The organism is Bartonella sp. LB28NMGDW (genome assembly GCF_042194435.1).
In the GTDB taxonomy this organism is placed as follows: Bacteria; Pseudomonadota; Alphaproteobacteria; order Rhizobiales; family Rhizobiaceae; genus Bartonella; species Bartonella grahamii.
In genome coordinates this window covers 13,321-39,561 of record NZ_JBHIMX010000006.1, presented here as the reverse complement: position 1 = coordinate 39,561, position 26,241 = coordinate 13,321, and the positions used below count along the sequence as shown (strand labels likewise).

The following is a 26,241-nucleotide window of genomic DNA, read 5'->3' as shown; positions in this document are numbered from 1 at the left end:
GGGGAAATCCATACATATGAGATGTGTAGTCAATATATATAAACCGGAATAATACTCAACATCGTATCATTATCAGGACATTAACATTGAAAATCAAATATTCTTTCTTTTATTTGTTCTACATATTTATGATTCCATAAATCTGCAGACACAAACACTCTTTGAATCCACCGCATTGGATTTTCATAACTATCAAATGATCCAAAAAATTTACCTCCAGAGTGTAGAGCCATTCTGTTATCAATGTATAATAATCTTCCTAGTTGTACATCAATTCCAAAAGATACAGTCTTCATAGCTTCATAAAAATGATTTAAAGCTTCCTTAGCTTTTTTTGACTGTGGCTCTAACATGCCCAGATAAAAAACAGCGCTGATATCTGGGAATTCACCGTCCTCTCGAACTAGGAGGCACTTTACTTGTAGAGGTTACCCAATTTCTCCTCTATAGAGAAAATTAATTATATATAAATTATCCCTTAAGCTACTCAAATCCTTCTCACTTAAAAGTTTTAAAGCTAGATGTGCACCAGATATTCTCGTTAACGGGCCATCAACATCATTGCGAACACCAGAAAAATATCCCTTTAGGAGATAAATTTAAACTCGTTATAAATTTTAGTGCAGTATTTTCTATATGAAAATCTAACTCAACTTCAGATCCTAATCCTGTATAATCTTTTTTATTATCCTCTAAAGGAACTAGGTTGTTTACTATATGTTCGCCTTCAAATTTAATTGAATAAGGCTCTCCGATTAATAAAGAAAACATCATAATTAAATTTTCGCTAATATAGCCACTTTTACAAGACGCATCTAAATTATAAGGATTAGGTGACGTATTAATTTGTCTATCAATTGGAAGGTTTTCAAAGCTTAAATATGCTCTAGGGGTAATAGACATCTTTTGATTCATAAGAATTGTCAATATTCTATGGGGTAGCAGCGAAAATGCTATTTTTTTTAGCTTAACCGAATATTCAATACCACCGTATGGATCATAAATAACATGGTCTAAAGCCTCCCAAAGTTTGTCTCTTTCGCCATTGCTCAACTCAAAGTTAGTAAATAAGTGTCTGTAAAATCTTGGATTAATCCAAATAATGGTGGAGCAGTAATAATTGCGATTTGATTTACATACATTGCTAAACCCAGAGAAAGTCCAACGCTTTCTTTCGACGAAGAGTCTACAATATAAGCAACTCAAGGGCCATACCATCCTAATCCAAAAAAACCTAACCAAGCAGATAAAATAGTTAAATAAATTATCGATCCACTAATACCCAAAATTAATATTAAAAATCCAAAAACGACTGCAATCATGCAAAAGAAGACAGGAAAAAATCGTCCTTTTCTACAATGATCACTCCACGCTGCTAAAATAATTCTTCCTAAGGCACCAGAAGCCTGTGAAACAAAGAACAAATAAGCACTTTTATCTAAAGACAGGTGATAGATTCTATAAAAATAAATCATTATAAAAATGGTTAAAACATATTAAACTATCACAAGTGAAACGCCTGAAAAAATAATATTCTTCATATACGGCATATATGGCGCAGCCAACATCGCAAGACGAGACAATACCTTTGCATGGAACGAAACTCTTGCCTTACTTTCTGGAACGAGAGCTACAACTTTTGCTGGTGAGTGATAAAAAATAATAATATACATCCACCTAAAAAAGAAACTATGGCACTGACCAAAAACGCACCTTGTATGCCATAGACAAGCGCACTAGCAGGAAGAACTATCCCAGCTAATGTCCCCCACCTAATGGTAGCCTCGTCTGCTTTATTCCCATTGCAAATCCGCGCTGCGATTGTGGAAACCATGAAGAAACAGATTTAGCGCCACCGGGTTGAGCAGAACTATAAAATCCCCCTACAATTAGCAAACAGACCAAAAGGGAAATATAGTTATCTGCGATTGCTCCCAACAAAAGAGCGACAGAAACACCGACCGCTCCAACTCCAACAATATAGCGCTCGTTAAACTTGTCTAGTAATTCGCCAGCTACAAGTAACCCAATAATAGGTAGGAATTGCGCTGCTGAAGACAGCAAACCTATCTGAGAGTCACTAAGCGAGAAATCCTTCTTAAAAAATTCAGCTAAAGGACCAATCCCTTGAACAAAGAAGCAAGCTGATGCTTGAGCGATAGTGGCAACAAGCAATATAATCCATCTATAATAATTTTTTTCTATAAATTTATTATTGCTCACTATGCCCCCTCCAATTAAAGTGTATTCCAATAAAGTAGCCTTTTTTTAATAATGCTTGCAACAATAAATTAGGTATTTTATGCTGATTACATAAAAATCTGTCAATACGATTGGTCTTAATATGAAAGCTAAGGAATATGCTTAATTTAAGGAAATAAGCTATTATGTGTCGTGCAAATTTGATACGCTAGCGATATAAGATAAATTTTACAAACATTGGCTCATCCGGCATTAAGCGCTCTTCATAAAAGACGCTATATTTTGGCAAGCTTTTTCAAAATAATTCTCAAAGCTTTCTTCAGTCACATAGCCCAGATGCGGTGTGCAAAGAACTCTATCTGATTGCAATAATTTGCTCTCATATACCGGCTCGCTGTCATAAACATCCAGTGCAAAGTAAGTTGAATTTTCCAAACTTAGTATTTTTTCTATCGCCCCTTTTTCAACCAAAGCTGAACGCGCTGTGTTGACAAAAATAGCATGAGGTTTCATGCTCAATAGGTCATCTAATTGAATGATTTCTCTGGTTTTATCGCTTAAACGTAAATGTACGGATATAATGTCAGGACGTGTAAAAAATTCATCTTTTGAATGCGTAAAATGATAACCTAAATTTTTTGCTTCTTGCGTTGAACGTTCGCTCCCATAAACCAAAATGGACATGCCAAAAGCTTGAGCATATTGAGCAACCATTTTACCAATACGCCCAAACCCGAATATTCCAAGAGTAGCCCCTTTCATTTGGTTGCCAAATGTTGTTTGCCATCGTCCTTTTTTCATATCAGACACAGATTTACAGAGTTTTCTACGCGCAGACATAATTAAGAGCCACGCAAATTCAGCAGCAGAAGTTGGATCTCCACCACCGTCTAATATTTCAATTCCTAAGTCTCTACAAGCTTCTATATCAATATGTGAACCTATGGGGCCTGTTTGGCAGATTAATTTTAAATTTGGCAGTTTCAGGAGAAGATTTCTATCAACCATGGTCCGCTCTCTGATTAAGATAAGAATATCTATCTCTTTGAGCTTATCTTCTAAATCACATTCTTTAGCTAAATTATTTATAACAAGCACTTCATGCGATTTCATTAATTTTGTAATAGACTGTAATGTTAGGGTAGCTTTTTGATAGTCATCTGGAATTAATATTTTCAATTTAAATCTCCCGTTTCATTCATCAATATTTGAGCTCATTATTTCATTTCTAAAACAACCAAAAAGCAATCTCATCGCTGATATTTTGACATAACGCCAAGCCTATTAACAAATTATACCCCTTGATTTCATTGTTGTTTCTAGCAATAAGAATAGCATTAATCAGTTAGTTTTTATAAACTTTAAAACATTGCGACAAAAAGTTTGACTCAGTAGATGGAGAATTGCGCTTTTCTCATATTCTAGAGGACGGACCTGAAGTGCTACGCTGGACTGAAACCCATGTCCCATTTTTCTTATAATAGACTACCAAGAAGGCCATACTTACGAACCAGATTTTATTGTCGAAACAGAAAACGCTACATATTTGTGCAAGATAAAGCGGGCTTTATATAAGCGTGATGTCTCTCTTTATTCGTTGAGATATAACTTATTTGTAGCATGAAGAGTAAATTTATTAAAATCGTGATAAGAGGGAAATAGGAAATATATAGGTGTATCATCATAGGGTTAAGTCGTTTTGTTGAGAGCTATTTCTATTTCCGCCAAAAGGTTTTTGATATATTTAATTATTATTTCGTAATAGTGGATGTACTTTATTTTTATGTGCAAGAAAGCTGAGTGATTGTGTAAAATAGTATTCATAAAATTACATTATTCTTATCCTGTTAAGGACATTTTTTCTAGCGAGGGTTTTGCAATTGCAATGCTCTTTTTCTCATTCTAAATTTTGGTTAGAAAAAGCGTATATAGGTATTATTTTAAATTTAAGACATGCATATTCCATTGTTGGTGTTACTGTTGTAAAAAATGATATTTTATTTGATAAGTATAAGGTGTTACCAAGAAGATCGATGTATAGATAAAATTTAGATTGCTACAATATCTTGAAAAAGCAATGGGTAAATAATTGATAATTGTGCTATGAAAGTTGTTAGATGGGCGTGTGTCAGCAATTCTTAATAAAAAAGTTTTTCTTGATAGTTGTTTTTTTTCAAAATAGTGCTCTTTTTATGCAAATTTTATGTTGGTAAGTCATGCAGTTTTCACCGGAACAGGATAATGCATTGAAGGCTGTTGCTGCGTGGTTGAAAGAGGGGCGTTCTCCACTTTTTCGCCTCTTTGGCTATGCGGGGACGGGTAAGACAACGCTGGCACGCTATTTTGCTGAAACAGTTGATGGTTCTGTTCAGTTTGCGGCGTTTACAGGCAAAGCGGCACAGGTTTTGCGCTCTAAAGGTGCCAGTAATGCTTGTACTATTCATTCGTTGATTTATTGTCCGCGTGGGGAAGAAGAAGTTTCCGATGAAGTTACGGGAAAGAAGTCTATTGCACCGACATTTGCATTAAATCGGAGGAGTGCAGCTGCACAAGCTAAGCTCATTATTGTCGATGAGTGCTCGATGGTAGATGAAAAATTGGCGCGTGATTTAATGAGCTTTCGGACGCCAATTCTTGTTCTTGGTGATCCAGGTCAATTGCCTCCTATATCAGGTGGAGGATTTTTTTCTAATGGAGAACCAGATTTTCTTCTTTCAGAAATTCATCGGCAAGCGCGGGATAATCCGATTATACGTCTTGCTATGGATGTGCGTGAAGGACGCGATATTGCTTATGGTGACTATGGAGAAGCGCGCGTTGTTACACGTAAAGAGGTCAATCAACAATTGGTTTTGGATGCTGATCAGGTATTGGTAGGGGTTAATCGTACGCGCTACCTTTATAATCAGCGTTTGCGTGTGTTAAAAGGATTTACAGCAGATTATCCGCAAGCAGGAGACAAGCTTGTGTGCTTGCGAAATGATCCTACTAAAGGTTTGTTGAATGGCTCTTTATGGAAGGTGATGACTTCACAGAAGGAAACAGTTAAACCAAGTATTAATCTTCTTGTGAAACCAGAAGAAAGTGAGCGTGGGGTAGCAAAGATTAAACTGTTAAAAGCAGCGTTTGAAAACCCTGATCAAGAAATTTCATGGCAATTAAAAAAGCGATATGATGATTTTGATTATGGGTATGCATTAACGGTTCATAAAGCGCAAGGTTCTCAATGGAATAACGTCGTTTTGTTTGATGAAAGTTTTGCATTTCGTGATATGTATGCGCGCTGGCTTTATACGGGAATTACGCGCGCAGCAGAACGTTTAATGATTGTTCGATAGAAAAAATATGTATATTATCTAAGTTTCAGATGGAAAATGCCTTTTTTCTATCTTGTTACACACTATAGAAAAATGGAAATGGGCATGGCGGTAAAACTTTCGGTTAATCTTAATGCTGTTGCTGTTTTGCGTAATCGACGGAATCTTCCGTGGCCAAATATCACGCATATTGGGCATATAGCGCTTGCTGCTGGAGCAGCAGGTTTGACTGTTCATCCACGCCCCGATGAAAGGCATATTCGTTTTGCGGATTTGCCAGATATATACTGTTTAATCAAGAACAATTTTCCTGCGGCTGAGTTTAATATTGAAGGTTATCCCAGTGATCAATTTTTGGATATTGCTGAAAACTACGCGGATCAGATTACCCTTGTTCCTGATGATCCAAATCAGCCAACGTCTGATCATGGTTGGAATTTTTCTCATGATGCGGAATTTTTGGCACCCGTTGTTAAGCGTTTGAAAAAAAGAAAGATTCGTGTATCACTTTTTGCTAATCCTACTATCGACGGTCTTGATATTGCTAAAGCAATAGGGGCTGATCGTGTGGAATTTTATACGGGACCTTACGGTGGTGCATTTCAGGAAAAAATAAAACAGGATCAAGAGCTCAATAAACTTGTTTTAGCAGCAAAAAAAGCCAAAGAACTGCAATTAGGTATCAATGCAGGTCACGATTTGACGATTGCTAATCTTCCTGCTCTTATCAATCGTATTCCTTGGCTTGATGAAGTTTCTATTGGCCATGGGCTCATTGCCGATGCATTAGAGTATGGAATGCGTGATACTGTTCAGCGTTTTGTTCGGTTATTATCGTAATCTTTTTCTCTCTATGAAATTGAAAGAGAAATTTTTATAAAGCTTTGCCAATTTATCTTAAAAAATAATATATGTTTAGATAACTAGCACTATTAGCGTGCATTATAAATATTCTATTGTTGCTCTGTTTATTGGTTGCTTTCTATCTTTTGTTTTTGAGTGTATGCGATGTTTTTTATTTGTACTATCTATTAGGGAGAAGAAATAGGGATTGGAAGGTATTTTCCTTGTAAAAGAGTGCGTAGGGTTTTTATGGATCAATACACAAATTTTCTTGATGTTTGAGCTCATTTTACGGGTTATCTGTAAATAGTATAATGTAAAATCATCCATGGATGATATGAAGTCTATTGCTATCATCATTTTATTGGCTAATTCAATGTTGTGGCAGTTTTTGGCATATAAGGGTTTTGATGATATTGACTTGTAGCTTTATGAAGTAAAGAGAGTGGTGTGCAATAAATCTTAGGCGATTATAGGGGGCCTAGAAAAGGGCTCGAGCACATTAAAAGTTCTTTATAAGGCGCCATAAATGAATAACATAATGGCAGTATGGGGGTGTTCTTTTTCGCGTGAGAAGCGTGGATATTAAAGAACGTAAAAATTAAAATGTTCTCTTTATTATTCTAAAAATATTGTTGTATATGCTTTTGAATATTGTATTAAAACAATACTTGTTATTTTGTAATTTTTCTTGCTATCCGTATTGATTTGGTTCATGTTAAAAATTGTATATTTTATCTTAATTTTTAGAATATAGTTTTTTGTTGCACGATAGAAGAGTAAAATATTAGCAAATATATTTTCTTTAGAAATCTTGTTTTGCGTAATTATTCTTTTTGTAGAATAGTAGTTGAAGTTGATTTGGGGATCTGTATATGTTTTGGGTATGTTTGGGGACTACAGTTTTTTTTATGCAATATGTAAACTTTAAAAATTATTCAATTGCTATGTTCTTATAAGCGGTGTTTTTTGTCTTTATAAGTGTGTGATGCACTGAAGATAATGTTTCTTATTTAATAAAAATAATCTGAAATCCAGTTTAAATAGAAAAAGAAGGAAGTTTTTATGCTTGTTTATTATGATCGTGATGCGGATGTTAATCTTATTAAAGGGAAAAAAGTAGCCATTGTTGGTTATGGTTCTCAAGGGCGTGCGCACGCTTTAAATTTGAAAGATTCCGGTGTAAAAAATGTGCAAATAGCTTTGCGTTCAGGGTCGGAAACAGTTAAGAAAGCTATGGCAGATGGTTTTGAAGTGGTGAGTGTTGCAGAAGCAGCAAAATGGGCAGATCTCATCATGATGGCAACACCAGATGAATTGCAAGCTGATATTTACAAAGAGCATATTCATGATCATTTACGTGATGGGGCAGTGATTGCTTTTGCGCATGGTTTGAGCATTCATTTTGGCTTGATTGAACCTAAAAAACACGTTGATATCGTGATGATTGCTCCTAAAGGTCCAGGGCATACAGTTCGTCATGAATACCAACGTGGTCGTGGTGTTCCTTGCTTAATAGCGGTGGCACAAGATGCTTCAGGGCATGCTCATGATGTAGCATTGTCTTATGCATGTGGTCTTGGTGGTGGACGTGCTGGGGTGATTGAAACAACATTTAAAGAAGAGTGCGAAACTGATCTTTTTGGTGAACAAGCGGTTCTCTGTGGAGGTCTTGTTGAACTGATTCGAGCAGGTTATGAAACATTAACACAAGCAGGTTATGCACCGGAAATGGCTTATTTCGAGTGTTTACATGAAGTTAAACTGATTGTTGATCTCATGTATGAAGGGGGCATTGCAAATATGAATTATTCGATTTCTAATACAGCTGAATGGGGCGAATATATGTCTGGTCCACGCGTAATTACGGATGAAACCAGAGCAGAAATGAAACGTATATTGAAAGATATCCAAACAGGTAAATTTACATCAAATTGGATTCAAGAATATAAAGCTGGTGCTGCTCATTTTAAAAGTATGCGGCGTTTAAATGATAATCACCCTATTGAAGAAGTTGGTAAAAAACTTCGTTCTATGATGCCTTGGATAAAATCTAACGCTTTGGTTGATAAAGAGCGTAATTGAAGCTTCTACAGAGATGTTTTGTCAATAGCTTTTATAATTTTATAGATAAATATCAAAAAAGGGTAGCTTTAGTTACCCTTTTTTATATGTTTTGTGCGACATAAGCTTTATTTTTTATTTTTTTGCATAATTCTTTTTTCCAAAAAGAAAGTATAGAATTCCTAGAAATATGAACCACGCTGGAGTGTATTTTAAAGCTATGGCAGTATCAGCTTCTAATGACAATAAATAAATAATGAATGCAAAGAAGATTAGAAGAGTCCAACACATAAAAATACCTCCAGGCATTTTATAAGGAGATACGGCATGTTGGAGAGGACGGTTGCGACGATAGACAATATAGCTGATTAAAATTATAGACCATACAAATATAAACAAAATTGCTGCGATTGTGGTTACAATTGTAAAAGCACTTATGATTGTTGGTGATAGCGATAAAACTGCATAACCTAATAAGATGCATAAGCAGGAAAAGAGTAATGCATTGGCTGGAACGCGGTTGCTAGAAAGTTTTCCTAAAAATTTAGGTGCTCCCTTTTGCGCTGCGAGACCGTATATCATGCGGCTGGTAGAAAAAATACCACTATTGGCTGAAGATGCGGCAGCTGTTAGAACAACAAAGTTCATCAAACCAGCAGCGGTTGGAATACCAATAAGTGCATACATTGTTACAAATGGGCTTTTTTCTGGAATGATTTGATTCCAAGGAGTGACGGACATAATCACAATGAGAGAGAAAATATAAAAGAAAATAATACGGATTGGTATCGAATTGACAGCTTTGGGCAAAACTTCTTGTGGTTCTTTGACTTCAGCTGCAGCTGTTCCAGCGAGTTCAATGCCAACAAAAGCAAAAATAACAATTTGAAATCCGGCAAAAAATCCTGTAATGCCTCGAGGAAAGATATTTCCGCCGTTCCATATGTTGCCAAGGGAGGCAACGGTGCCGTTCGGGGAGATAAAGCCAGTAAAGATCATGTAAAATCCTACAATAATTAATACTAAAATTGCTAGGATTTTGATAAGGCCAAACCAAAATTCGAGTTCGCCAAATAGTTTTACGGCTACGAGGTTAAATATTAAAAAGGAAAGGATACCTATGAGAACAGGAATCCACGAATTGAGTTCAGGCCACCAAAAGTGCGTATAACTAACAATAGCAATAATTTCAGCAGTTCCGGTTACAATCCAGCACAACCAATATGTCCAGCCGATAAAAAATCCAACACTTGGACCAAGAAGATCGGTTGAAAAATCAATAAAAGATCGATATTGCGTATTAGAAAGCAGTAATTCTCCCATAGCACGCATTACGAAGTATATAGCGCAACCAATAATAGCATAAACTAATAAGATTGAAGGACCAGCGACGCTAATTGTTTTTCCTGATCCCATGAAGAGACCTGTTCCAATAGCTCCACCCAGGGCTATAAGTTGGATGTGGCGATTATCTAGCCCACGTTGCAATTTTTTCTTAGGTTTTTTTTCTAAATTTTGTTCATTCATTTTTGGGAAGTTCCCCTTAAGTTATTTTTAAATAAAAATTATCCTAAAAAAGGTAATCCCTTCTATCGGAACACACTATGGTTAAGGAGTAAAGGAATTTTTTTCTATGACTATATGTGAACAAAGAAAAACATTATGAATTAATGGAATAATTACTTTATAAATAATAACTAAAATATAAATTATATTATAATTTTTATGTTTTATACATATATTATAAATATTTATTATAAATAGAAAAATATTTTCATAGAATATATTTTATTGTAGATAGCTACTAAGATATATCCTGTTTAGAGCTGTATTTTTAATTTTGATAAAAAATTGAATATAAATTTTAGGGGGGCGGTTTTAGATAAAATCTCATGTTTTATTAGTAAACAATGTCAGTGAAGTTTATAGAGAATTCTTTACAGAATAGCGCGTTTCTTATCCTATAATGCAGTAAAATACTGTTGTTTAGGGTAGTGATATAAAGCATATAAAATTTTACACATTAAGTATTTTTAGAATGTAGGGGGGTATTTAGGGCGGGGCTAGCCCGTAGAGCCTTATGTAGGTGAACCATATAAAGTGGTTAGCAGCATCCCCCTGAACAAAGTTGGATTGTTTACAAACCCAGACTTGCGAGGAACTCTCGTCTTTTGATGTGTGAGGAGGAGGTTAAGTAGAAAAAGGGTAACTTTAGTTACCCTTTTTTGAGATGTTTTGTATAGATTTTATTTGTTCTTTGGAGCGATTTTTTTTCTTATAAATATAAAATACATTATACCTAAGAAAATAAACCAAAAGATACTGTATTTTAAAGCTGTTAGGGTATCATGTTCTAATGTCAACAAATAGAGCATGAAAGCAAAAAAAACTAACACGATTCCGCACATAATAACACCTCCCGGCATTTTGTAGACGGATTCAGCATGTAGATGAGGGTGATTGCGACGATACACAATATAGCTAATCAAAATGACGGACCATACGAATAAAAATGCAATCGCTGAAATGCTCGTCACAATTGTAAAAGCACTTATGATGCTTGGAGATGATGATGCAATTGTGTATCCTACTAAAATACATAGGCAGGAAAAGAACAGAGCATTGGCTGGAACATGGTATTTGGAAAGCTTCCCTAAAATTGGAGGAGCACCTTTTTGTGTTGCAAGCCCGTATATCATGCGGCTAGTCGAAAAAATACCACTATTTGCTGAAGAGGCAGCGGAGGTGAGAACAACAAAATTGACCAAACCAGCAGCTATTGGAATGCCTGCAAGCCAAAACATGGAGACAAAGGGACTTTTTTCTGGAACGATTTGATTCCAAGGTGTAACGGACATAATCACAGCGAGAGAAAGGATGTAAAAGAGTACAATACGCACTGGTATTGCATTAATTGCTTTAGGGAGAACTTTTTTAGGCTCTTTAACTTCAGCTGCCGTTGTTCCAGCAATTTCTATACCAACAAAAGAAAAAATGGCAATTTGAAATCCAGCAAAAAAACCTGTAATTCCTCGCGGGAAGATATTTCCATCGTTCCATACATGGTTAAGAGAGGCAACAGTACCATTTGGAGAGGTAAAGCCTGTAGCGATCATATAGAATCCAACAATAACTAATGCCAAAATTGCTACGACTTTGATAAGACCAAACCAGAATTCAAGTTCACCGAAAAATTTTACGGCAAGGAGGTTAAGGATTAAAAAGAAACCAATGCAAGCAAAAACAACAATCCATGGATTAAGTGTTGGCCACCAGAAATGCATATAGTTAATGATAGCAATAATATCTGCAGCTCCAGTTACAACCCAGCTTAACCAATAGTTCCAGCCCACAAAGAAAGCGACTCCCGGTCCTAGCATATCGGTTGAAAAATCAATAAGGGACCGGTATTGTGAATTAGAAAGCAATAATTCTCCCATAGCACGCATTACAAAGTATAGGGCACATCCAATAATCGCATAAACGAGTATGATGGAAGGTCCTGCCACACTAATTGTTTTTCCTGATCCCATGAAGAGACCTGTTCCAATAGCTCCACCGAGGGCTATAAGTTGTACGTGACGGTTATCCAGGCCACGTTGTAGTTTTATCTTAGGACCATCTTTTAAATTTTGTTTACAGTTCATTTTTTGGGGGTTCCCTTTAATTATTTTGAGGTTAAATTACACTAAAAAATGCATCATTCTGTATCGAAGCATGATATAAATGAGGTGTAAAGGAAAAAAACGTTTTTTATAATTTTGTGTGGATAAAGACAAGAATATGGTTTTGAAAAAAGAGGATGTTTTCCTCTTAAATAACGTAACAGATATTTGAATAGGGAGTTTTTAATTGTTATTATTCATAATGGTGAGAGTTTTAATTTTGGCTCAAATAGCGCTCAAAGGTTCTCATCTTAGTTTAAGAAACAGTTCTTAATGATAGAAATTTAAAATGATTTTTAAAATCACTTTTTTGTTTCATAAACGAAAAGAGGAATATCATAGCTTATTTTTTCTAAAGTGATGAATAAGGATTTTGTTTAGATAGTGATAACATTTTATAAAAGGTTGCGAGAAATTCACATCGTTTACACAAAAATCCTTGAGACTATGATAAAGAAATGCAGCGAATTCAGTTATACAAAGAAAAAAACTGGGGATTGTATAAGCTCTGTTAGAGGTTGAGCTATTCATCGTGAGAGACAGAATCAGGAAAAGATTGCTCTATTAGCTTTGCAATTTGTTATCAAAAGATAAAATTGTTCCTGTCGCTATATTAATCGCGCCTTTTATCCGCCGCTTTTTAAAGCGGAGCTGGCAAATGATATAAAAATGGTCGTTAAAGTAAACCATGCAAAGATGTTGAAAGAATGTATTGTGACAAGTTCAAAGCCTTTTTTAATTCCACCGCCAGAAGACAAAAATTTCGGGAAGTCCGTTATATAAAATATTGATACTTTGGGATTTAGTATTTGTGTCAAAAAACCGTCCATATAGCTGGTGAAAAGTTTTGTTTTACCAATAGCACTCTTTTCATTTGTTGATATTGTTTTGAATTTAAGCTGTGTTTTCCAGATTTAATCGATTTAAAGCCCATGTATAATAAAGTGCTGCCACCCATGAATTTTACTAAAAAAATAGTGTTTTGTTGTTGAGAATGAGCGCTGATACACTTAGGTATGGAAAATGTCTCATGCACATATGTTGCTGTACACAATCCTAAAACGTTTACAAATGCGTTCTTTCTTCCTAATCTCGTTGTCTTAGTGATGATAAGGGCCATATTCGGCCCCAGTAAGATGACTAAAATTAAGTGAGATGACTAAAAAAAATGAAACAATGAAAAAGGTCAGTATTTGATGATTCATTTTACCTTTAGCTCTGAAATTAATTGATCTTTGAGATATAATTCTATTCTGTCAAACTGAGAAAGTTTTCCTACACCCTGTGGAGTACCTGTGTATATGAGATCACCACGTCTTAGCTGAATGTAGTGACTCAAAAATGATATTATCTTCTCAAAGCTAAAGATCATATTTTGCGTATTGCCAACTTGTCTTGTTTCGCCATTCAGCTTCATTGCAAAGGTTATTGGGTTGTTTATTTTTTCCTTGTTTATGAAGTCAGAGACGTATGCGGCGCCTTTAAATCCTTTAGATAAAAGCCAAGGCAGCTTTTTTTCTTTCAGTTTTGTTTGCAAATCCCGCGCTGTGAGATCAAGACCTATTGCTATGGCATCATAGCATTCTTCTGCTTCTGCCTCCGTGACCATGAAAGCATCCTTTGAGATTTTGAGCACAATTTCAGTTTCAAAATGTATTTCTTTTGAAAAATCAGGGAGATAAATTTCATTGTCTAAAACGAGTGAACTGTTTGGCTTGCTAAAGATAACGGGTTCATCTTCAACAACATTGCCTAGTTCATGAACATGTTCAACATAATTGCGTCCAACACAGTAAATGTCATTTATCATAGGAGCCCTCCAAATTTTTTATTTTCTTTTTGTATAGGTAAGAGAGAACTTTGCAAACAACATTTTTTCTTATCTCGTGTTGTGCGTTTTCTGAACAAGAGGTATTGTGTGGGTTGATAACTAACCACGATGACAGTTCTTGGCATTATCTCTCTTTTGAAGAGTGCCCAATCTTACAGTCTTTAAGAGATAAGAAACACTGCTTTCATTTTGGTTGCTAATCGCGTGAAATTCCTTCAATACTTTAAAGGTGTTTTTGGTCGTCTACGCAGCGATCAGTAGGGTCTGAAAACCCTAAAGTTCGATCATAAAATGAGCCCACTCTGTGGGTGTCTCAGAATTCTGGGAGATTTTGCTATGTCCAAGTTCGATGAGCACTAAAAGCGAAAAAAGCTGATTCAAACTCAGTACTTTTAGGCTTCAGGAATATGAATGAGAGGGCGATCGCACCTGCACAAGCCCCCTTGTGTTTCTTTGCGGTATGTTCTGATACATAAGTTGGCAAGCGTCGTAAAACACAAGATGATGCTGTCGAGCTCGATGTCTCAGATCTCGCTCTACCAGCTACCAACTGATGCTCAAAAGCTTTGAGAAAAAGCAAGCCAATGAGATCAATGCCGTTGTGGCATCTATGGACGAAGAAGAGCTCTATGGAAAAGAGCTTTATTACCTATACATTCTCCAAAGCCGTTAAGAATGAACTTTTAGCTCCTTATAAGATTATTATTTGGGGTGTTGATGAAGAGGAAGTCAGTTAATCCATTCAACATCTGATAACAGATGAGAATTATAAACTTATTCTTGATGATAAAATCAAGATCATAGGCTGTCATCAAGCCTTTGCTAAAATAGATCTGAAGGTTGACTTGAGTGATGACCCAAATCTCATGCGTCGGGCTTTTGAAACGATAGCATAATTTTGAGAAGTAATGGGTGAAGGGGTAGGGGATGTCGATAAATCTTTCTTTGCATTAAGTAAATATAATTCGCCTTTAAATTGTGGTAAGATAATCTCTGTTGAGTAACGGTCATGCCCATTTTTATCTTACCATTTGCGTGTCTGTAATTTGCCTTCTACGTAAATCTTTGAACCTTTGTTTAGATATTGAAGTGCAATTTTTGCCAAATATGGATTAAAAATCACAACTGAATGCCATTCTGTTTTCTCTACTTTTTGATTGGTCTTTTATCTATATAGGTCTTAGAAGTTGCCATACGAAAATTGACTACCTCGGCTCTAGAATTCATTGTTTTGCTTTTGGTATTAGCAGCTAAATAGTCAATTAACATCACTTTATTTAGCATATTTGTAGCCCCATTAAATTAGCAATTTAATATGTAAAAATCTTAACATAATTCGTACTTTTTCAATCGTTTAAGTTTATTAATAATATTTTTAAAGTATTACATTACAATATTATTTGACAAATCATGCATCAAAAGACCATGTCACATAAATGGTACGGCTTTCTTGTTTCTGCTTTTAACTTTTCAGTAAATATCCTTTCATTAAGAGTCTGTATTAAACTTTTTTGTTCGATCTTCATTTTATGAAGAAATGGTGAGGCTAAATGAAACGAGAAGTGCTGCTTAGGGAATTACGTAAAGAAGCCAGAAAAAGAGGCATTCATTACAGTAAAGCTCCTGATGCAGGCAAAGGGTCACATTATTTGGTAACTTTTGGAGACAAGACAACCGTTATAAAATCTGATGACTTGACTCCACTTTATGTGAAAATAATAAAAAAGTAGTTGGGGGTATGAGCTGTTTTCTCAAAGGCTTAAATTTTTTGTTTCAAAAGTATTTTGATTATGACGAGGAGACATAAACATGGAATATACTTATCAAGCAAAACTGGAATCTGATTCAGATGGTAGTTTTATTGTAACCTTTCCAGGTGTACCAGAAGCAATAACAGCTGGAGAAAATAGAACTGAGGCATTAGAGAATGCTGTTGAATCTTTAGGGTTAGCATTACGGAGCTTGTCCTATGCGTGGTCTGCCTTTACCAATGCCACAACAGTATAAAGACCTTGTAGAGGTTAGGGTAGATGCGTGGAATGCTCTTAAACTTGCAGTAGTAGAAGCCTTTAATGAAGCGAATATCACAAAAACAGAATTGGCAATTGTTTGGGTAAAGACGCATTCTTGATCTAAATTATCCAACTAAGCTTCAAACACTAGAGAAAGCACTGAGTCTTCTTGGCAAGCAAGTCATTATTACAATCAAAGATGCAGCTTGAACTTTCTCTTCACTTAGAAAATTAGTCTCTGAAGCTAAGCAGCCCCCGATAGTTTTTTATCTCCTTGTTGATTTTATCTATGAACGTTGAGAAGAGACAACGCCATTTAATCTGAACAGTTTTATAAAATCGGAATTTTACTATGGCTTTTTAATGGAGCACTGTAGTGTGTAAATAGATATATTTATTAAACTGCGTGTACGTAACATAAGAAATAATACACAGACTAAAAGAGAATACCAAACAGCAATATCTGAGTATTAAAAAAGTACAGTATCCAATGAAAATAAAACTTGTACTCCACGTACTTAGAAATGACAGGTAAAGAAACCATTTCTTTATAACTACTTGGGAAAATTAAAACGACAAGCGCTAAACTTATTAGCTTTAAGAGTCTGTGCATGTACTGTTGTAAATCACGTGTTAATGTCTTCCAACCTGTTGTATTGCCGCATTTGTATTTTGGGTTGCTCTGTAATTCAGAAGGAATATTAGAATTGCATAAAATTGCAAAAACCGTTGTGACTATTACCAAAGAAACAAACGCAAATGTCAAAATATTCTGAATAAAGTCAATTTTTATTCCTGAAAAACATAAAAAATATAAAAGTTATAACGCCAAACAAGGCTCTTAGCTGCTTATCTGTAAACATATTAATTTCCTGCGGTTTTCGATAATTTTTGATCTCTCTGTTGATCTCGTCTATAAGAGGTTTGTAATTGAGAACGCTTTTCGGAATAGACCACCATAAGCTCATGCTTTTACTTGCGCTTTGGTACTAAATCCGCATTACTTAGGTGCTTTGTAATACTGATCAGTATCAAATTTTTCACACTCTCTTGTACCGTCTTCATATTCGTAGAGGTTGTAAAAATACTCCTCTGCTCCGTTTCCTCCATGGTGCATATCCCACCGCCGTTGCAACAAACCTCTTTCGCATGGGCTGTTTACGGTTTTTTAAGAACAGATGTTTTAAAATGGATATGCTTTAATTCTAATTTTACAAATTTGTCTATTTGCCTCAAATTTGACCGTACAGAGCGTTTTATATTATAAATTTTTTATCATAAAATCTTGAATCGCTTTGTACGGTGCTTTTATGTCGATTTAAACGCACATCTAATCACAAAACGATCAGCATTTTTACTAGTTTGCTAACCTGCAATGTTTTTCATTGTTCCTCCAAGATCATTAAAATCCCTTCAAGCTTTTGCTTTTCAACCAACGTGAGTGGTCTTGAATTCTCTCTCATTGCCTTTTCTTTCAGATTTTTTTCACGGGTGTTCAAAACAGCCTTGCGTACAAGATTGGCTTTCGCCCAAAGATTGTTTTCTAAGTGATCTTGTAGCGCATGTCCTTTTGCACATGCCGCGTTAATCATTTCTCCTTTTGAGGCATTGCTTTCAAAACGATAGGATTCAAAATTGACAGTGCCACTCGTTATATTGCTGTCTATACGAGAAATTGTCCAGCCTGTCTTGGTATCTAGATCAAGGCAGAGAATGGTTTGTGTATTGATGATCATGTTCCCCCCATTAAGGCTGTTGCGTAATTTATATGTGAGCTATGACAGAGCGTGTTGTGATTGCCTGTCTTGAAAAATGTTTGTGAGAAAATACTTAAAACTACTTTTTGGCCAAATTTTTAACTGCCATTCAAGGAAAAATAAGCTTGGAAGCAGTTAATCTTCGAATTGATTCTTCTTGTTTTTGATTTATATCTTTTTGTGCATGTACTATTTCAGCTTCTTTATCTATTATTTTGTCTTTTTCATCTATCTCCATTCTATACCTCACTTACTTTTCTTCGTATTATCTTACTCCTGTTAAGAGCGTGAATGATGCTGCTGGTGTTGGAGAAATCTTAGGATTATTGATGAGGCGTTTGTTAGATGCAAATGACCTTGAAGAAGAGTTTAAGCATTACAAATCAGTTACAACAGAAGCTAAGCGAATTTTATCGAGCCCTGTTGTGAAAGCTGCTTAACGTTAAAAACATGACTCATTTCCTCATCCTTAAGGATGAGAAAATCAAGATTGACTGCCTCTCCACCCTAAAAGATGAGGAGGAGTTCAAAGTGCTAAAAAGGTACTTCAAAAAGCAGCAATGATTCGTATTTTAGCATCATCGTGGTGCCGTCTGATAGCGTTATAATGGCGTTGCGAAAGGTGGTTGAGAGGGTGGTTTGATTTTTATTGATTTTTAATAAATCATTGGGAAATAAGGGAAATTAAAGTATTCTGGTGCGGACGGCGGGACTTGAACCCGCAAGGTCTTCGACCGGCAGATTTTAAGTCTGCTATGTTTACCGTTTTCATCACGTCCGCGATGAGAGTTCTCTCATAAGCTATATCTTTTATTGAATCAAGAATTAATGACAAAAGAAACATTTTTCATTTTTTTAGTGAAATTTTGACTGACAATAGTTTTCTTTATCGCTAGAAAAAGCTTTTATAATGTAAATAAAGCATGAAATGATTAGTGTTATGAGTCAATTTATTCAAGACGTCACAAAAGCTATGGTGGGATTGCATCACGTGTTTGCTGAAACACCACTTCAAAGAAATGATTTTCTTAGTCAAAAGTATGATGCAGAAATTTATTTAAAGCGTGAAGATTTAACACCGGTGCGGTCTTATAAGATTCGGGGTGCTTTCAATTTTGTTTCAGAAATGCTTAGCAGTCTACCACCAGATTCTGCATTTGTTTGTGCTTCAGCGGGGAATCACGCGCAAGGGGTTTCTTTTGTTTGTCGTTATTTTAAACGTAAAGGCGTGATTTTTATGCCTATGACAACGCCACAACAAAAAATTGAGAAAACACGTATTTTTGGTAAAGAATTCATTGATATTCGTTTAATTGGTGAAACATTTGATCAATGTTATGAAGCTGCGCAATCCTTTGTTGTGGAGAGCGGTGGTGTAATGGCTCCACCTTTTGATGATATTCGCATTATTACGGGGCAGGCAACAGTGCTCTGTGAAGCTGCTTTACAATGGAAAAAACTCAATGGAGAAAGTGAGCCAGATTTAATGATTGTGCCGGTAGGGGGTGGTGGTTTGGCAAGTGGGGTGAGCAAGTTTTTACATGGATATGGTTGGAAAACAAAGCTTCGTTTTGTTGAGCCGCAAAGAGCTGCAAGTTTGCTTGCTTGTTTGGAGAGTGGAAAACGCGTCAAGCTTGAAAATATTGACACTTTTGTAGATGGTGCTGCTGTGGCTGAAATTGGTGCGCTAAACTATACAATTCTAAAGAATTTTTCCCCTGATTCTGTCATTACGGTTCCTGAAAATCGTGTTTGTTCTACGATGGTTGAAATGCTTAATGTTGAAGGTGTGGTCCTTGAACCGGCTGGTGCTTTATCGATTGACGCGCTTAACAGTATTCCTCCTCAAGAGTTAAAGGGGAAAAAAATTCTTCTCGTTATTTCAGGAGGTAATTTTGATTTTGAGCGTTTACCAGAAATTAAAGAGCGTTCTTTACGTTTCCAAGGGTTGAGAAAATATTTTATTTTTAGTTTTCCGCAACATCCTGGTGCATTGCGTCATTTTCTTTCCACATTATCACCAGATGATGATATCGTACGTTTTGAATATCTTAAAAAATCAGCGAGAAACTTTGGTTCTGTATTGGTTGCGATTGAAACAAAAAAATACGGTAATTTTTGTCTTTTAGAGGAAAAATTTCAAGCGTTAGGTTGGCGTTATCGTGATATTACTGATGATCAAACATTATTTGATTTCGTTATTTGAGAAACTGAAATTTTACTAAAACAAGAAGCATAATGATGAAACCTATTTTTTATTTGCTGCTGAGTCTATTTTTCTTTTTGATTGTTAATCAACAGAGTTTAGCATCTCAGCCCACAATAATACAAAAAGCTGAACTTTCAAAAGTTGTTGTTGATGTCAATAATGCTATAAAAAACAGGGATTTTGCGCCTATTTCTCATTATATGCCTGAGCGACTTTATAAAGAGATGGCACATCGATTGAATACAACAGAGAGTGCTTTACGTAGTGATTTTCTTCAACAGTTGCATAGGAAATTTGAGGATTTGCCTTCTGGTTCTTATTATTTAGATAAAGAAAATATAGAGTATTTACAAACTGATAACGGGACTTTGTATGCTTTAATTCCAACAGTTCTTGAGATGAAGGATCGCATCATTCGATATAAAACTTTGGCGATTTTTGATAAAACCCAATGGTATTTAATTTATGGCGGTCAAAAAACTTTACAAAATCCAGTTTTTCTCGAGATTTATCCTGATTTTATCAAGGTACATTTACCGATGGACACAATCATTAAAAAGTAAACGATCTAAATATTGTTTTTTATTCATGATAAATGTATTTCGTAAAGTTCTTGCTTTTTTATCATAATCCAGGGATAATGGGGGTGAAGGCATTTAGGCTGGTTTGTTGGCTTTTTCTAAAGTGAAGTTTATACGCCTTTATCTTGATTTCAAGGTGCTCATGAGCTGCGCAGGCCGCTTTTAAAGCGTTGCTTCATTTAAAATGTCAGGGATTTCTCTTGCGCGGATTCTTGAGTGGAGAGTTCAGTTGGTTACTTGTTTTGAGTTCTTCAGCTGAGGAAAGATTGTATTTTGCCTATAAAAGAAGAAAATGTTTTTACAAAGTTAGGTTTGCCTACTCTTTTGATTAAAAATTTACTCATTGCTGGGATGAGTAAACCTAAACCTATACAAGAACAAGCTATTCCAGTAATGTTGAAAGGACACGATATTTTAGGTGTTGCTCAGACAGGTTCTGGAAAAACCTTGGCTTTTGGTTTACCTATTTTAAGTCAGATTTTGGCTTTGGGTGATAAACGCTGTCCTAAAACTGCACGCGCTTTGATTTTAGCTCCAACGCGTGAACTTGCTGTCCAGATTGATGAAACGATTCGCACTGTGGCGAAGGGAGCTCATCTTTCAACATGTCTTATTTTTGGGGGCGTATCACGTTTAAAACAAATTAAACGTATGGAAGCAGGTGTGGATGTTTTGATAGCGACTCCAGGGCGTTTGAGAGATCTTGTTGGTGAAAAGTGTGTTGATCTTTCCCAATCTCGTTTTTTGATTTTGGATGAAGCAGATCGTATGTTGGACATGGGGTTTATTCATGATGTCAAGCAAATTGCAAAGCTTTTGCATCAAGAGCGTCAGACAGCACTCTTTTCTGCAACAATGCCGAGGGAAATTGCTGTGCTTGCAAAATGTTTACTCAATGATCCTGTTAAAATTGAAGTTGTTCCTCAAGGTACTACGGCTGTAGAGATTTGCCAAAAATTATATTGTGTTCCTACGAATGAAAAAAAGAATGTTTTAAGTAAACTTTTGACAAATCCAGCTTTTAATTCGGTTATTGTTTTTACCCGAACTAAACATGGGGCTGATTCTGTTACACGTAGTTTGGCAAAGATAGGGTATTCAGTCGCAACAATTCATGGGAATAAATCACAAGGTGCTCGCCAGTCTGCTTTAAAAGCTTTTCGTGAAAGATCTGTGCGGATCCTTGTGGCAACAGATATTGCTGCACGCGGTATTGATATACCAGGGATAAGCCACGTTATTAATTATGACTTACCAGATGAAGCTGAAAGTTATGTACATCGTATTGGTCGTACAGGACGTAATGGTGCATCTGGCGAAGCACTTACACTTTTTGATGAGAAGATAGAAAGGGAACGGTTGCGTGCTATAGAGCGCTTGATTCGTATGAAATTGGCGGTTGAGTCAGTTCCAGAACAATTTGCAGTGTTTCCAGAAAAGCCAATTTTGCCAGAAAGTAGAGAAAAAGAAAACGATAAGGAACGCCGTTTTAAAAAATCTAAACGTCAAAAACAGTTTTTAGGTCGAAAAGATGATGCCGCACAGTTGCAGCGAAAGAATTCTTCATCTCCAAATGAGAGGCATAAAAAAGCAAAAGCGGTGGCAAAGCGTGCAAAGCCTTTTCGTTTTCGAAAATCAGTTAAGAAGGCTGCCTAGATAAAGTCTTGAAAAAAGATTATGTACTGGAGATTTTTTACTTTTGTTGATTTATTCTCAATTGAAAAGAGGTATAAAATACTCTTGCCAAAATAAGAAGGTCTTTTAGAGGTTTTCATTTCTAAAAAATGAAAACCTCTAAGTGTTTGGATTATTTAAAAATCTTTTAAAAAGAAATTATTATTGTAGAGGCGATTATTTATTTTCTTTATTTCCATTTTTAAAATGGGAATGAAAATAGATTTTATTTATATAAAATTATTTTTTAAAAGATGTATTTTATCTTTAATGATAACTTTTAATTTTAAAAATTGATTTCTAATAATAAGCCATTGTTTTATATATAAATAATTCATTATATCGTAAAAATTTTTCATTTTTAAGCTATTTATGTGGATCAATCAAAAGTATTCATTTGCACGTTATATGTGAAATTATCGTATAGATAAACATTTGAGAAATAAATAAAATGATACTTATAAACTCTTTCAAAGGCGAGGGGTATTGCTAAGATTGAGAGTTGGAAAATAGTATGATGGTATGGCTTTTATTATAAATAAAGATGGGATGATTAATCGATTTCATTTTATATCATTTGCGGGAGTTATTGTGAAATGGGCTTGGGGGGAATTTAAGAGATATCTCTTTAGAAAAGCGTGTGACTGCATAATACAATAGCAAGAATGTCATGATTTCTGAAGGCTTTCTCAGGATTCTTAACAATTTAAAGCCGATAAGACTTTATGTATTAAATGTTTTATGACAGTGGGATGAAATATCCAGGGCAAGGTTGTTTGTAAAGCGTTGAAGTGGTTAGCAGGAGGAACAACCTGTTAGATAAGACGCCGGAATGTTTACAGACTTGTTTGATGTTTTTTGCTTTTAGGATGGGGAGGAGGTTATGTGGGATATATGGAGATAATATATTCCCTGATTCTTGTTTCTTCCATTTTTCAAAATGATTGCTTCATGAGCAGGTTTTTAAGTTTAATTGCTTTATGGAGTACAAATCATTTTTCCTTGGACAAAAAATTATATGAGATTTTTTTCATTGCTGATGGAGCTTAATAATTCCTTCTCGTGAAAGAAGCCCTATTTTATAATGTGCAAATAATTGCAGCGCTCTCTGATAGAGGCGCGGTAGTTTGAAAAAAGTAATCTTATTTGTGCTATTTTAAAATGAATCAATGGTTTTTTGCGTTCATTGAAAAAAATACATCCCGTAGGATATTGCGTTTCTACTTTATTGTAAAAACCTTATTCCATAGCTTTTATTAACGAATCCCTCACTGTAAAAAACATACGGAAAATCAATAAGTTATTTGTGATAGAAAAGAATGTGGCTCCCCGGGCCGGATTCGAACCAGCGACCAACCGGTTAACAGCCGGTTGCTCTACCGCTGAGCTACCGGGGAATGGTGCCCAATCATTTAGTTGAAAAGGCTATAGCAAAGCAATACTGATTTGCAAAGGATAAAATTACTTTTTTTAAAAAAATATGATAAATTGTGTAATAAGAGGAAAAAAGGCGAGAGAAGATTTCTACACCTTGACGGATGCGTTGCCTTCCCTTATTGAAACCTTTATGTTTGTTGACGAGGCCTCGTGGCGGAATGGTTACGCAGAGGACTGCAAATCCTTGTATCCCGGTTCGATTCCGGGCGAGGCCTCCAGCCGATTTTAAACGAAACGGCTTTTAGGGGAGATGAGGTATAGGAAAATAGATTATTTCCCTCTATAGTTGTGAAGACATTTTTTTATGAGAGATCATACAGTTAAAATCTAATTGTTGACTGGAGCACCCTTTTTCGTAACGCTCATAGTTTAAGAGATCTTCGTCCATCTTTGTCGCTGTTTTGTTTGTTTTTTGTAGGTTAGGAGAAAATATTCGTTATGGTTGCAGATTTTGCTGAGCTTCGTCGCAAAATGGTTGACAATCAAATTCGTACAGTTGATGTAACGGATTTATCAGTTCTTGAAGCGTTTTTAACGGTATCTCGTGAAGATTTTGTATCGGAAGATATGAAAGTATTAAGTTATCTTGATACCGACATTGTTCTATGTCCAGTACAAGATGGGGTTCCTGCACGCTATTTGATGAAACCTGCATCTCTAGCGAAATTACTACAGCTTGCCGCTGTAAAATCATCAGATGTTGTTTTAGATATTGGTGCAAATAGTGGTTATTGTGCAGCGTTGCTTGCAAAACTTGCAGGGTCTGTGATTGCGTTGGAAAGTAATAAATCTCTTTTTGAACGTGCTCTTGAAGCTTTAGAACGTAATCAATGTGATAATGTGGTTGTCGTTCATGGTCCATTAGAGCAAGGATATGCCGTTGAGGGACCTTATGATGTGATTTTCATTGAGGGATCTGTTGATTTTATTCCACAAGGTATCTTTGATCAAATGAAAGACTGTGGACGTCTTGTTGTGGTTGAAGGGTACGGAAATGCTGCTGTTGCACAAATCTATATAAAAGAAGATGGGATCATTTCGGCACGTTGTGCTTTTAACCTCGCTGTAAAGCCTCTTCCTTGCTTTTTAAAAACACCTGGTTTTGTGTTTTAGTGCTTGTTTGTTTTGTGAATAAAAGATAATTTCGTAATTTATTTGGGGTTTGTTATTGTGTGTATTGTGTTTAGAGTAAACAAAAAGTTTCAGGTGTCTTTATTACTGGGGTTGAGTATTTTACTATCAGATACTGTTTGTGCTGAAACATTGATGGATGCCTTTTCTAAGGCTTATAAGCATAATGCTAAGTTGAATAGTGAACGTGCAGCTGTCCGTATATCCAGTGATGATGTTGTCATTGCCCGATCAGGGTTATTGCCACAAGTTGAGGGGGTTGGGAACTATGGTCGGAATAAGTCTTTTACAGGTCCTTATGTCACTTCTGGATCTATAGGCGTGAGATTAAATCAAAGATTATTTGATGGTTTTATCACGCAAAATATCTTTTCTTCAGCTCAAATTAAGTTGCAGGCTCAGCGTGAATATCTTCGTAATGTTGAACAAAATACGTTTCTGGAGACAGTGACCGCTTATGCTAATGTCTATCACGCACGTCGTGTTGCCGATCTTCGGAGAGAAAATTTGGCAGCTCTTGAAGAACAAGTTCGTTCCAATAAAGCAAAATTTGATGTGGGTGAAGGAGGGCATGTTGATCTTGCTCAAGCTCAAGCTGCACGTTCTGTGGCTGTTTCAGAGCTGAGTCTTGCTCGTGCTGATGTAAAAGCAGCAGAGGCAGTGTATCGACAAGTTATTGGTTCTGATCCTGAAAAGTTAAAACGCCCACCCCTAGCCAAAGATTTTCCCGTCAACCTTGATATGGCTTACCAAATGAGCGTTGTGATGCATCCAGCAATCCTTTATGCTAAATATTTAGTCGATGCAAGTGTTTACAATGTAAAGGCGAAAGAAGGAGCATTGCTCCCTAAAGTTGATTTTTCTGCAACAGCATCTTATAATCGAATCTACAGCGGTGCTGGAGAGGATGGAGTTTCTAAATCAATAGGATTGTCAGTAAGTGTCCCAATCTTTGAAGGAGGGCGTACGTCTGCGCAAATTCGTCAATCAAGGGAACAGCTTGGACAGGCGCAGCTTCAACTCGATTTGGCGCATAGTAATACTAGGCAAGTACTTACCTCTGCTTGGTTTCAGTTGGAGGGCGCACGCTCATCTGTTCTTGCTTACCGTGAAAGTGTTCGTGCTGCTGAAATTGCTCTGAAAGGCCGTGTTCAAGAAAATCGCGTAGGGCAAGCAACGACGCTGGATGTTTTAAATTCTCGTACTCAATTGATTAATGCTCAGATTGCGCTTGCAATGGCGGAGCGTAATGCTGTTGTGGCAAGCTATAGTGTTCAATCTTCTATTGGTAGATTGACTGCAAATTATTTAGGTTTAAAAACAATTAAATATATCCGATAATACATAAAAGTATTTCTTTAATCTTAAATTATTTTAGTTTTTAAAAGATTGGTAAATCAATAGTTGAGTATGTTTAAAAATAGAACGGTGAGATGTTATTTTTATAAGTGTAGAAAATTGTGTGTAGCGTCCTCTTTATGACAAGCATATTTGAAAATATCCCGAGAGGCATGTTGA

21 protein-coding genes, 3 tRNA genes and 5 pseudogenes are annotated in these 26,241 nt (G+C 35.9%); 13 read left to right on the top strand and 16 right to left on the bottom strand.

Annotated features, from left to right (window positions below):
- Positions 1-80: 80 nt before the first annotated feature.
- From ACFIKG_RS05040 to ACFIKG_RS05020, 5 genes are all read right to left on the bottom strand, one after another.
- A complete protein-coding gene (locus ACFIKG_RS05040) occupies positions 81-353 on the bottom strand; it encodes a hypothetical protein (protein WP_375627113.1) in 273 nt (90 codons plus the stop codon).
- A 205-nt stretch (positions 354-558) separates the two neighbouring features.
- Positions 559-1,053, bottom strand: coding sequence for a hypothetical protein (locus ACFIKG_RS05035; protein ID WP_375648640.1), 495 nt, complete (start codon positions 1,051-1,053; stop codon positions 559-561).
- A 149-nt stretch (positions 1,054-1,202) separates the two neighbouring features.
- A complete protein-coding gene (locus tag ACFIKG_RS05030; protein ID WP_375648639.1) occupies positions 1,203-1,424 on the bottom strand; it encodes a hypothetical protein in 222 nt (73 codons plus the stop codon).
- A 334-nt stretch (positions 1,425-1,758) separates the two neighbouring features.
- Entirely contained in the window at positions 1,759-2,175 is a 417-nt protein-coding gene (locus ACFIKG_RS05025; RefSeq protein WP_375651858.1) for an MFS transporter, read from the bottom strand.
- Between the two features lie 279 nt (positions 2,176-2,454).
- The gene (locus ACFIKG_RS05020; protein WP_375627117.1) at positions 2,455-3,381 is read right to left on the bottom strand and encodes a D-2-hydroxyacid dehydrogenase family protein; all 927 of its coding nucleotides are present in this window, start codon (positions 3,379-3,381) and stop codon (positions 2,455-2,457) included.
- Positions 3,382-4,418: 1,037 nt separating this feature from the next.
- On the opposite strand from ACFIKG_RS05020, the gene ACFIKG_RS05015 reads away from it, so the two are divergent.
- The 3 genes from ACFIKG_RS05015 (at position 4,419) to ilvC (ending at position 8,447) form a co-directional block, all read left to right on the top strand.
- Positions 4,419-5,540: an ATP-dependent RecD-like DNA helicase gene (locus ACFIKG_RS05015; RefSeq protein WP_375627119.1), complete on the top strand. Its 1,122-nt coding sequence runs from the start codon at positions 4,419-4,421 to the stop codon at positions 5,538-5,540.
- A gap of 84 nt (positions 5,541-5,624) precedes the next feature.
- Positions 5,625-6,359 (top strand): pyridoxine 5'-phosphate synthase, encoded by a 735-nt coding sequence (locus ACFIKG_RS05010; protein ID WP_375626555.1) that lies wholly within the window; start codon positions 5,625-5,627, stop codon positions 6,357-6,359.
- Between the two features lie 1,068 nt (positions 6,360-7,427).
- Positions 7,428-8,447, top strand: a complete 1,020-nt coding sequence (gene ilvC, locus ACFIKG_RS05005; RefSeq protein ID WP_375627121.1) for a ketol-acid reductoisomerase — start codon at positions 7,428-7,430, stop codon at positions 8,445-8,447.
- Between the two features lie 114 nt (positions 8,448-8,561).
- Here ilvC and ACFIKG_RS05000 read toward each other — a convergent pair whose 3' ends face one another.
- The 4 genes from ACFIKG_RS05000 to ACFIKG_RS04985 form a co-directional block, all read right to left on the bottom strand.
- The gene (locus ACFIKG_RS05000; RefSeq protein ID WP_375627123.1) at positions 8,562-9,953 is read right to left on the bottom strand and encodes an amino acid permease; all 1,392 of its coding nucleotides are present in this window, start codon (positions 9,951-9,953) and stop codon (positions 8,562-8,564) included.
- A 719-nt stretch (positions 9,954-10,672) separates the two neighbouring features.
- Positions 10,673-12,073 (bottom strand): amino acid permease, encoded by a 1,401-nt coding sequence (locus ACFIKG_RS04995; protein WP_375627125.1) that lies wholly within the window; start codon positions 12,071-12,073, stop codon positions 10,673-10,675.
- A gap of 832 nt (positions 12,074-12,905) precedes the next feature.
- Complete coding sequence (locus ACFIKG_RS04990; protein ID WP_375651857.1) at positions 12,906-13,211, bottom strand: hypothetical protein; 306 nt, start codon at positions 13,209-13,211, stop codon at positions 12,906-12,908.
- Positions 13,212-13,292: 81 nt separating this feature from the next.
- Positions 13,293-13,901 carry a fumarylacetoacetate hydrolase family protein gene (locus ACFIKG_RS04985; RefSeq protein ID WP_375626562.1) on the bottom strand — a complete coding sequence of 203 codons (609 nt, stop codon included), beginning with the start codon at positions 13,899-13,901 and terminating at the stop codon, positions 13,293-13,295.
- Positions 13,902-14,493: 592 nt separating this feature from the next.
- Between ACFIKG_RS04985 and ACFIKG_RS04980 the strand changes: the two are divergent.
- Positions 14,494-14,800: pseudogene (locus tag ACFIKG_RS04980) on the top strand (hypothetical protein); the annotation flags it as partial.
- Here ACFIKG_RS04980 and ssb read toward each other — a convergent pair.
- Positions 14,734-15,206: pseudogene (gene ssb, locus ACFIKG_RS04975) on the bottom strand (single-stranded DNA-binding protein). The pseudogenes ACFIKG_RS04980 and ssb sit on opposite strands and share 67 nt — an antisense overlap.
- Before the next feature lie 266 nt (positions 15,207-15,472).
- On the opposite strand from ssb, the gene ACFIKG_RS04970 reads away from it, so the two are divergent.
- Together ACFIKG_RS04970 and ACFIKG_RS04965 are read left to right on the top strand one after the other, a co-directional pair.
- Entirely contained in the window at positions 15,473-15,652 is a 180-nt protein-coding gene (locus ACFIKG_RS04970) for a hypothetical protein (RefSeq protein WP_375626563.1), read from the top strand.
- Between the two features lie 79 nt (positions 15,653-15,731).
- A pseudogene (locus ACFIKG_RS04965) lies at positions 15,732-16,144 on the top strand (type II toxin-antitoxin system HicB family antitoxin).
- A 140-nt stretch (positions 16,145-16,284) separates the two neighbouring features.
- Here the strand turns inward: ACFIKG_RS04965 and ACFIKG_RS04960 are convergent.
- The 4 genes and pseudogenes from ACFIKG_RS04960 to ACFIKG_RS04945 all read right to left on the bottom strand — a co-directional run bounded on the left by ACFIKG_RS04960 (position 16,285) and on the right by ACFIKG_RS04945 (position 17,929).
- Positions 16,285-16,797: pseudogene (locus tag ACFIKG_RS04960) on the bottom strand (hypothetical protein).
- 12 nt (positions 16,798-16,809) lie between these two features.
- Positions 16,810-17,130, bottom strand: a pseudogene (locus ACFIKG_RS04955) (hypothetical protein); the annotation flags it as partial.
- 186 nt (positions 17,131-17,316) lie between these two features.
- Positions 17,317-17,670: a hypothetical protein gene (locus tag ACFIKG_RS04950; protein WP_375651856.1), complete on the bottom strand. Its 354-nt coding sequence runs from the start codon at positions 17,668-17,670 to the stop codon at positions 17,317-17,319.
- 130 nt (positions 17,671-17,800) lie between these two features.
- Entirely contained in the window at positions 17,801-17,929 is a 129-nt protein-coding gene (locus ACFIKG_RS04945) for a hypothetical protein (RefSeq protein ID WP_375627136.1), read from the bottom strand.
- A 49-nt stretch (positions 17,930-17,978) separates the two neighbouring features.
- On the opposite strand from ACFIKG_RS04945, the gene ACFIKG_RS04940 reads away from it, so the two are divergent.
- Complete coding sequence (locus tag ACFIKG_RS04940) at positions 17,979-18,131, top strand: hypothetical protein (RefSeq protein ID WP_375648425.1); 153 nt, start codon at positions 17,979-17,981, stop codon at positions 18,129-18,131.
- 255 nt (positions 18,132-18,386) lie between these two features.
- Here ACFIKG_RS04940 and ACFIKG_RS04935 read toward each other — a convergent pair.
- A tRNA-Leu gene (locus tag ACFIKG_RS04935) sits at positions 18,387-18,472 on the bottom strand.
- Positions 18,473-18,619: 147 nt separating this feature from the next.
- Here ACFIKG_RS04935 and ilvA point away from each other — a divergent pair.
- From ilvA to ACFIKG_RS04920, 3 genes are all read left to right on the top strand, one after another.
- The gene (gene ilvA, locus ACFIKG_RS04930) at positions 18,620-19,897 is read left to right on the top strand and encodes a threonine ammonia-lyase IlvA (RefSeq protein WP_375651855.1); all 1,278 of its coding nucleotides are present in this window, start codon (positions 18,620-18,622) and stop codon (positions 19,895-19,897) included.
- A 35-nt stretch (positions 19,898-19,932) separates the two neighbouring features.
- Positions 19,933-20,463, top strand: coding sequence for a hypothetical protein (locus tag ACFIKG_RS04925; RefSeq protein WP_375651854.1), 531 nt, complete (start codon positions 19,933-19,935; stop codon positions 20,461-20,463).
- A gap of 291 nt (positions 20,464-20,754) precedes the next feature.
- Positions 20,755-22,137 (top strand): DEAD/DEAH box helicase, encoded by a 1,383-nt coding sequence (locus ACFIKG_RS04920; RefSeq protein WP_375626569.1) that lies wholly within the window; start codon positions 20,755-20,757, stop codon positions 22,135-22,137.
- Positions 22,138-23,477: 1,340 nt separating this feature from the next.
- Here the strand turns inward: ACFIKG_RS04920 and ACFIKG_RS04915 are convergent.
- A tRNA-Asn gene (locus ACFIKG_RS04915) sits at positions 23,478-23,552 on the bottom strand.
- Between the two features lie 184 nt (positions 23,553-23,736).
- Between ACFIKG_RS04915 and ACFIKG_RS04910 the strand changes: the two genes are divergently transcribed.
- The 3 genes from ACFIKG_RS04910 (at position 23,737) to ACFIKG_RS04900 (ending at position 26,064) form a co-directional block, all read left to right on the top strand.
- Positions 23,737-23,810 (top strand) — tRNA-Cys (locus ACFIKG_RS04910).
- Positions 23,811-24,030: 220 nt separating this feature from the next.
- Entirely contained in the window at positions 24,031-24,705 is a 675-nt protein-coding gene (locus tag ACFIKG_RS04905) for a protein-L-isoaspartate O-methyltransferase (RefSeq protein WP_375651853.1), read from the top strand.
- Between the two features lie 153 nt (positions 24,706-24,858).
- Positions 24,859-26,064 carry a TolC family outer membrane protein gene (locus ACFIKG_RS04900; RefSeq protein ID WP_375651881.1) on the top strand — a complete coding sequence of 402 codons (1,206 nt, stop codon included), beginning with the start codon at positions 24,859-24,861 and terminating at the stop codon, positions 26,062-26,064.
- The last annotated feature ends 177 nt before the right edge of the window (positions 26,065-26,241 follow it).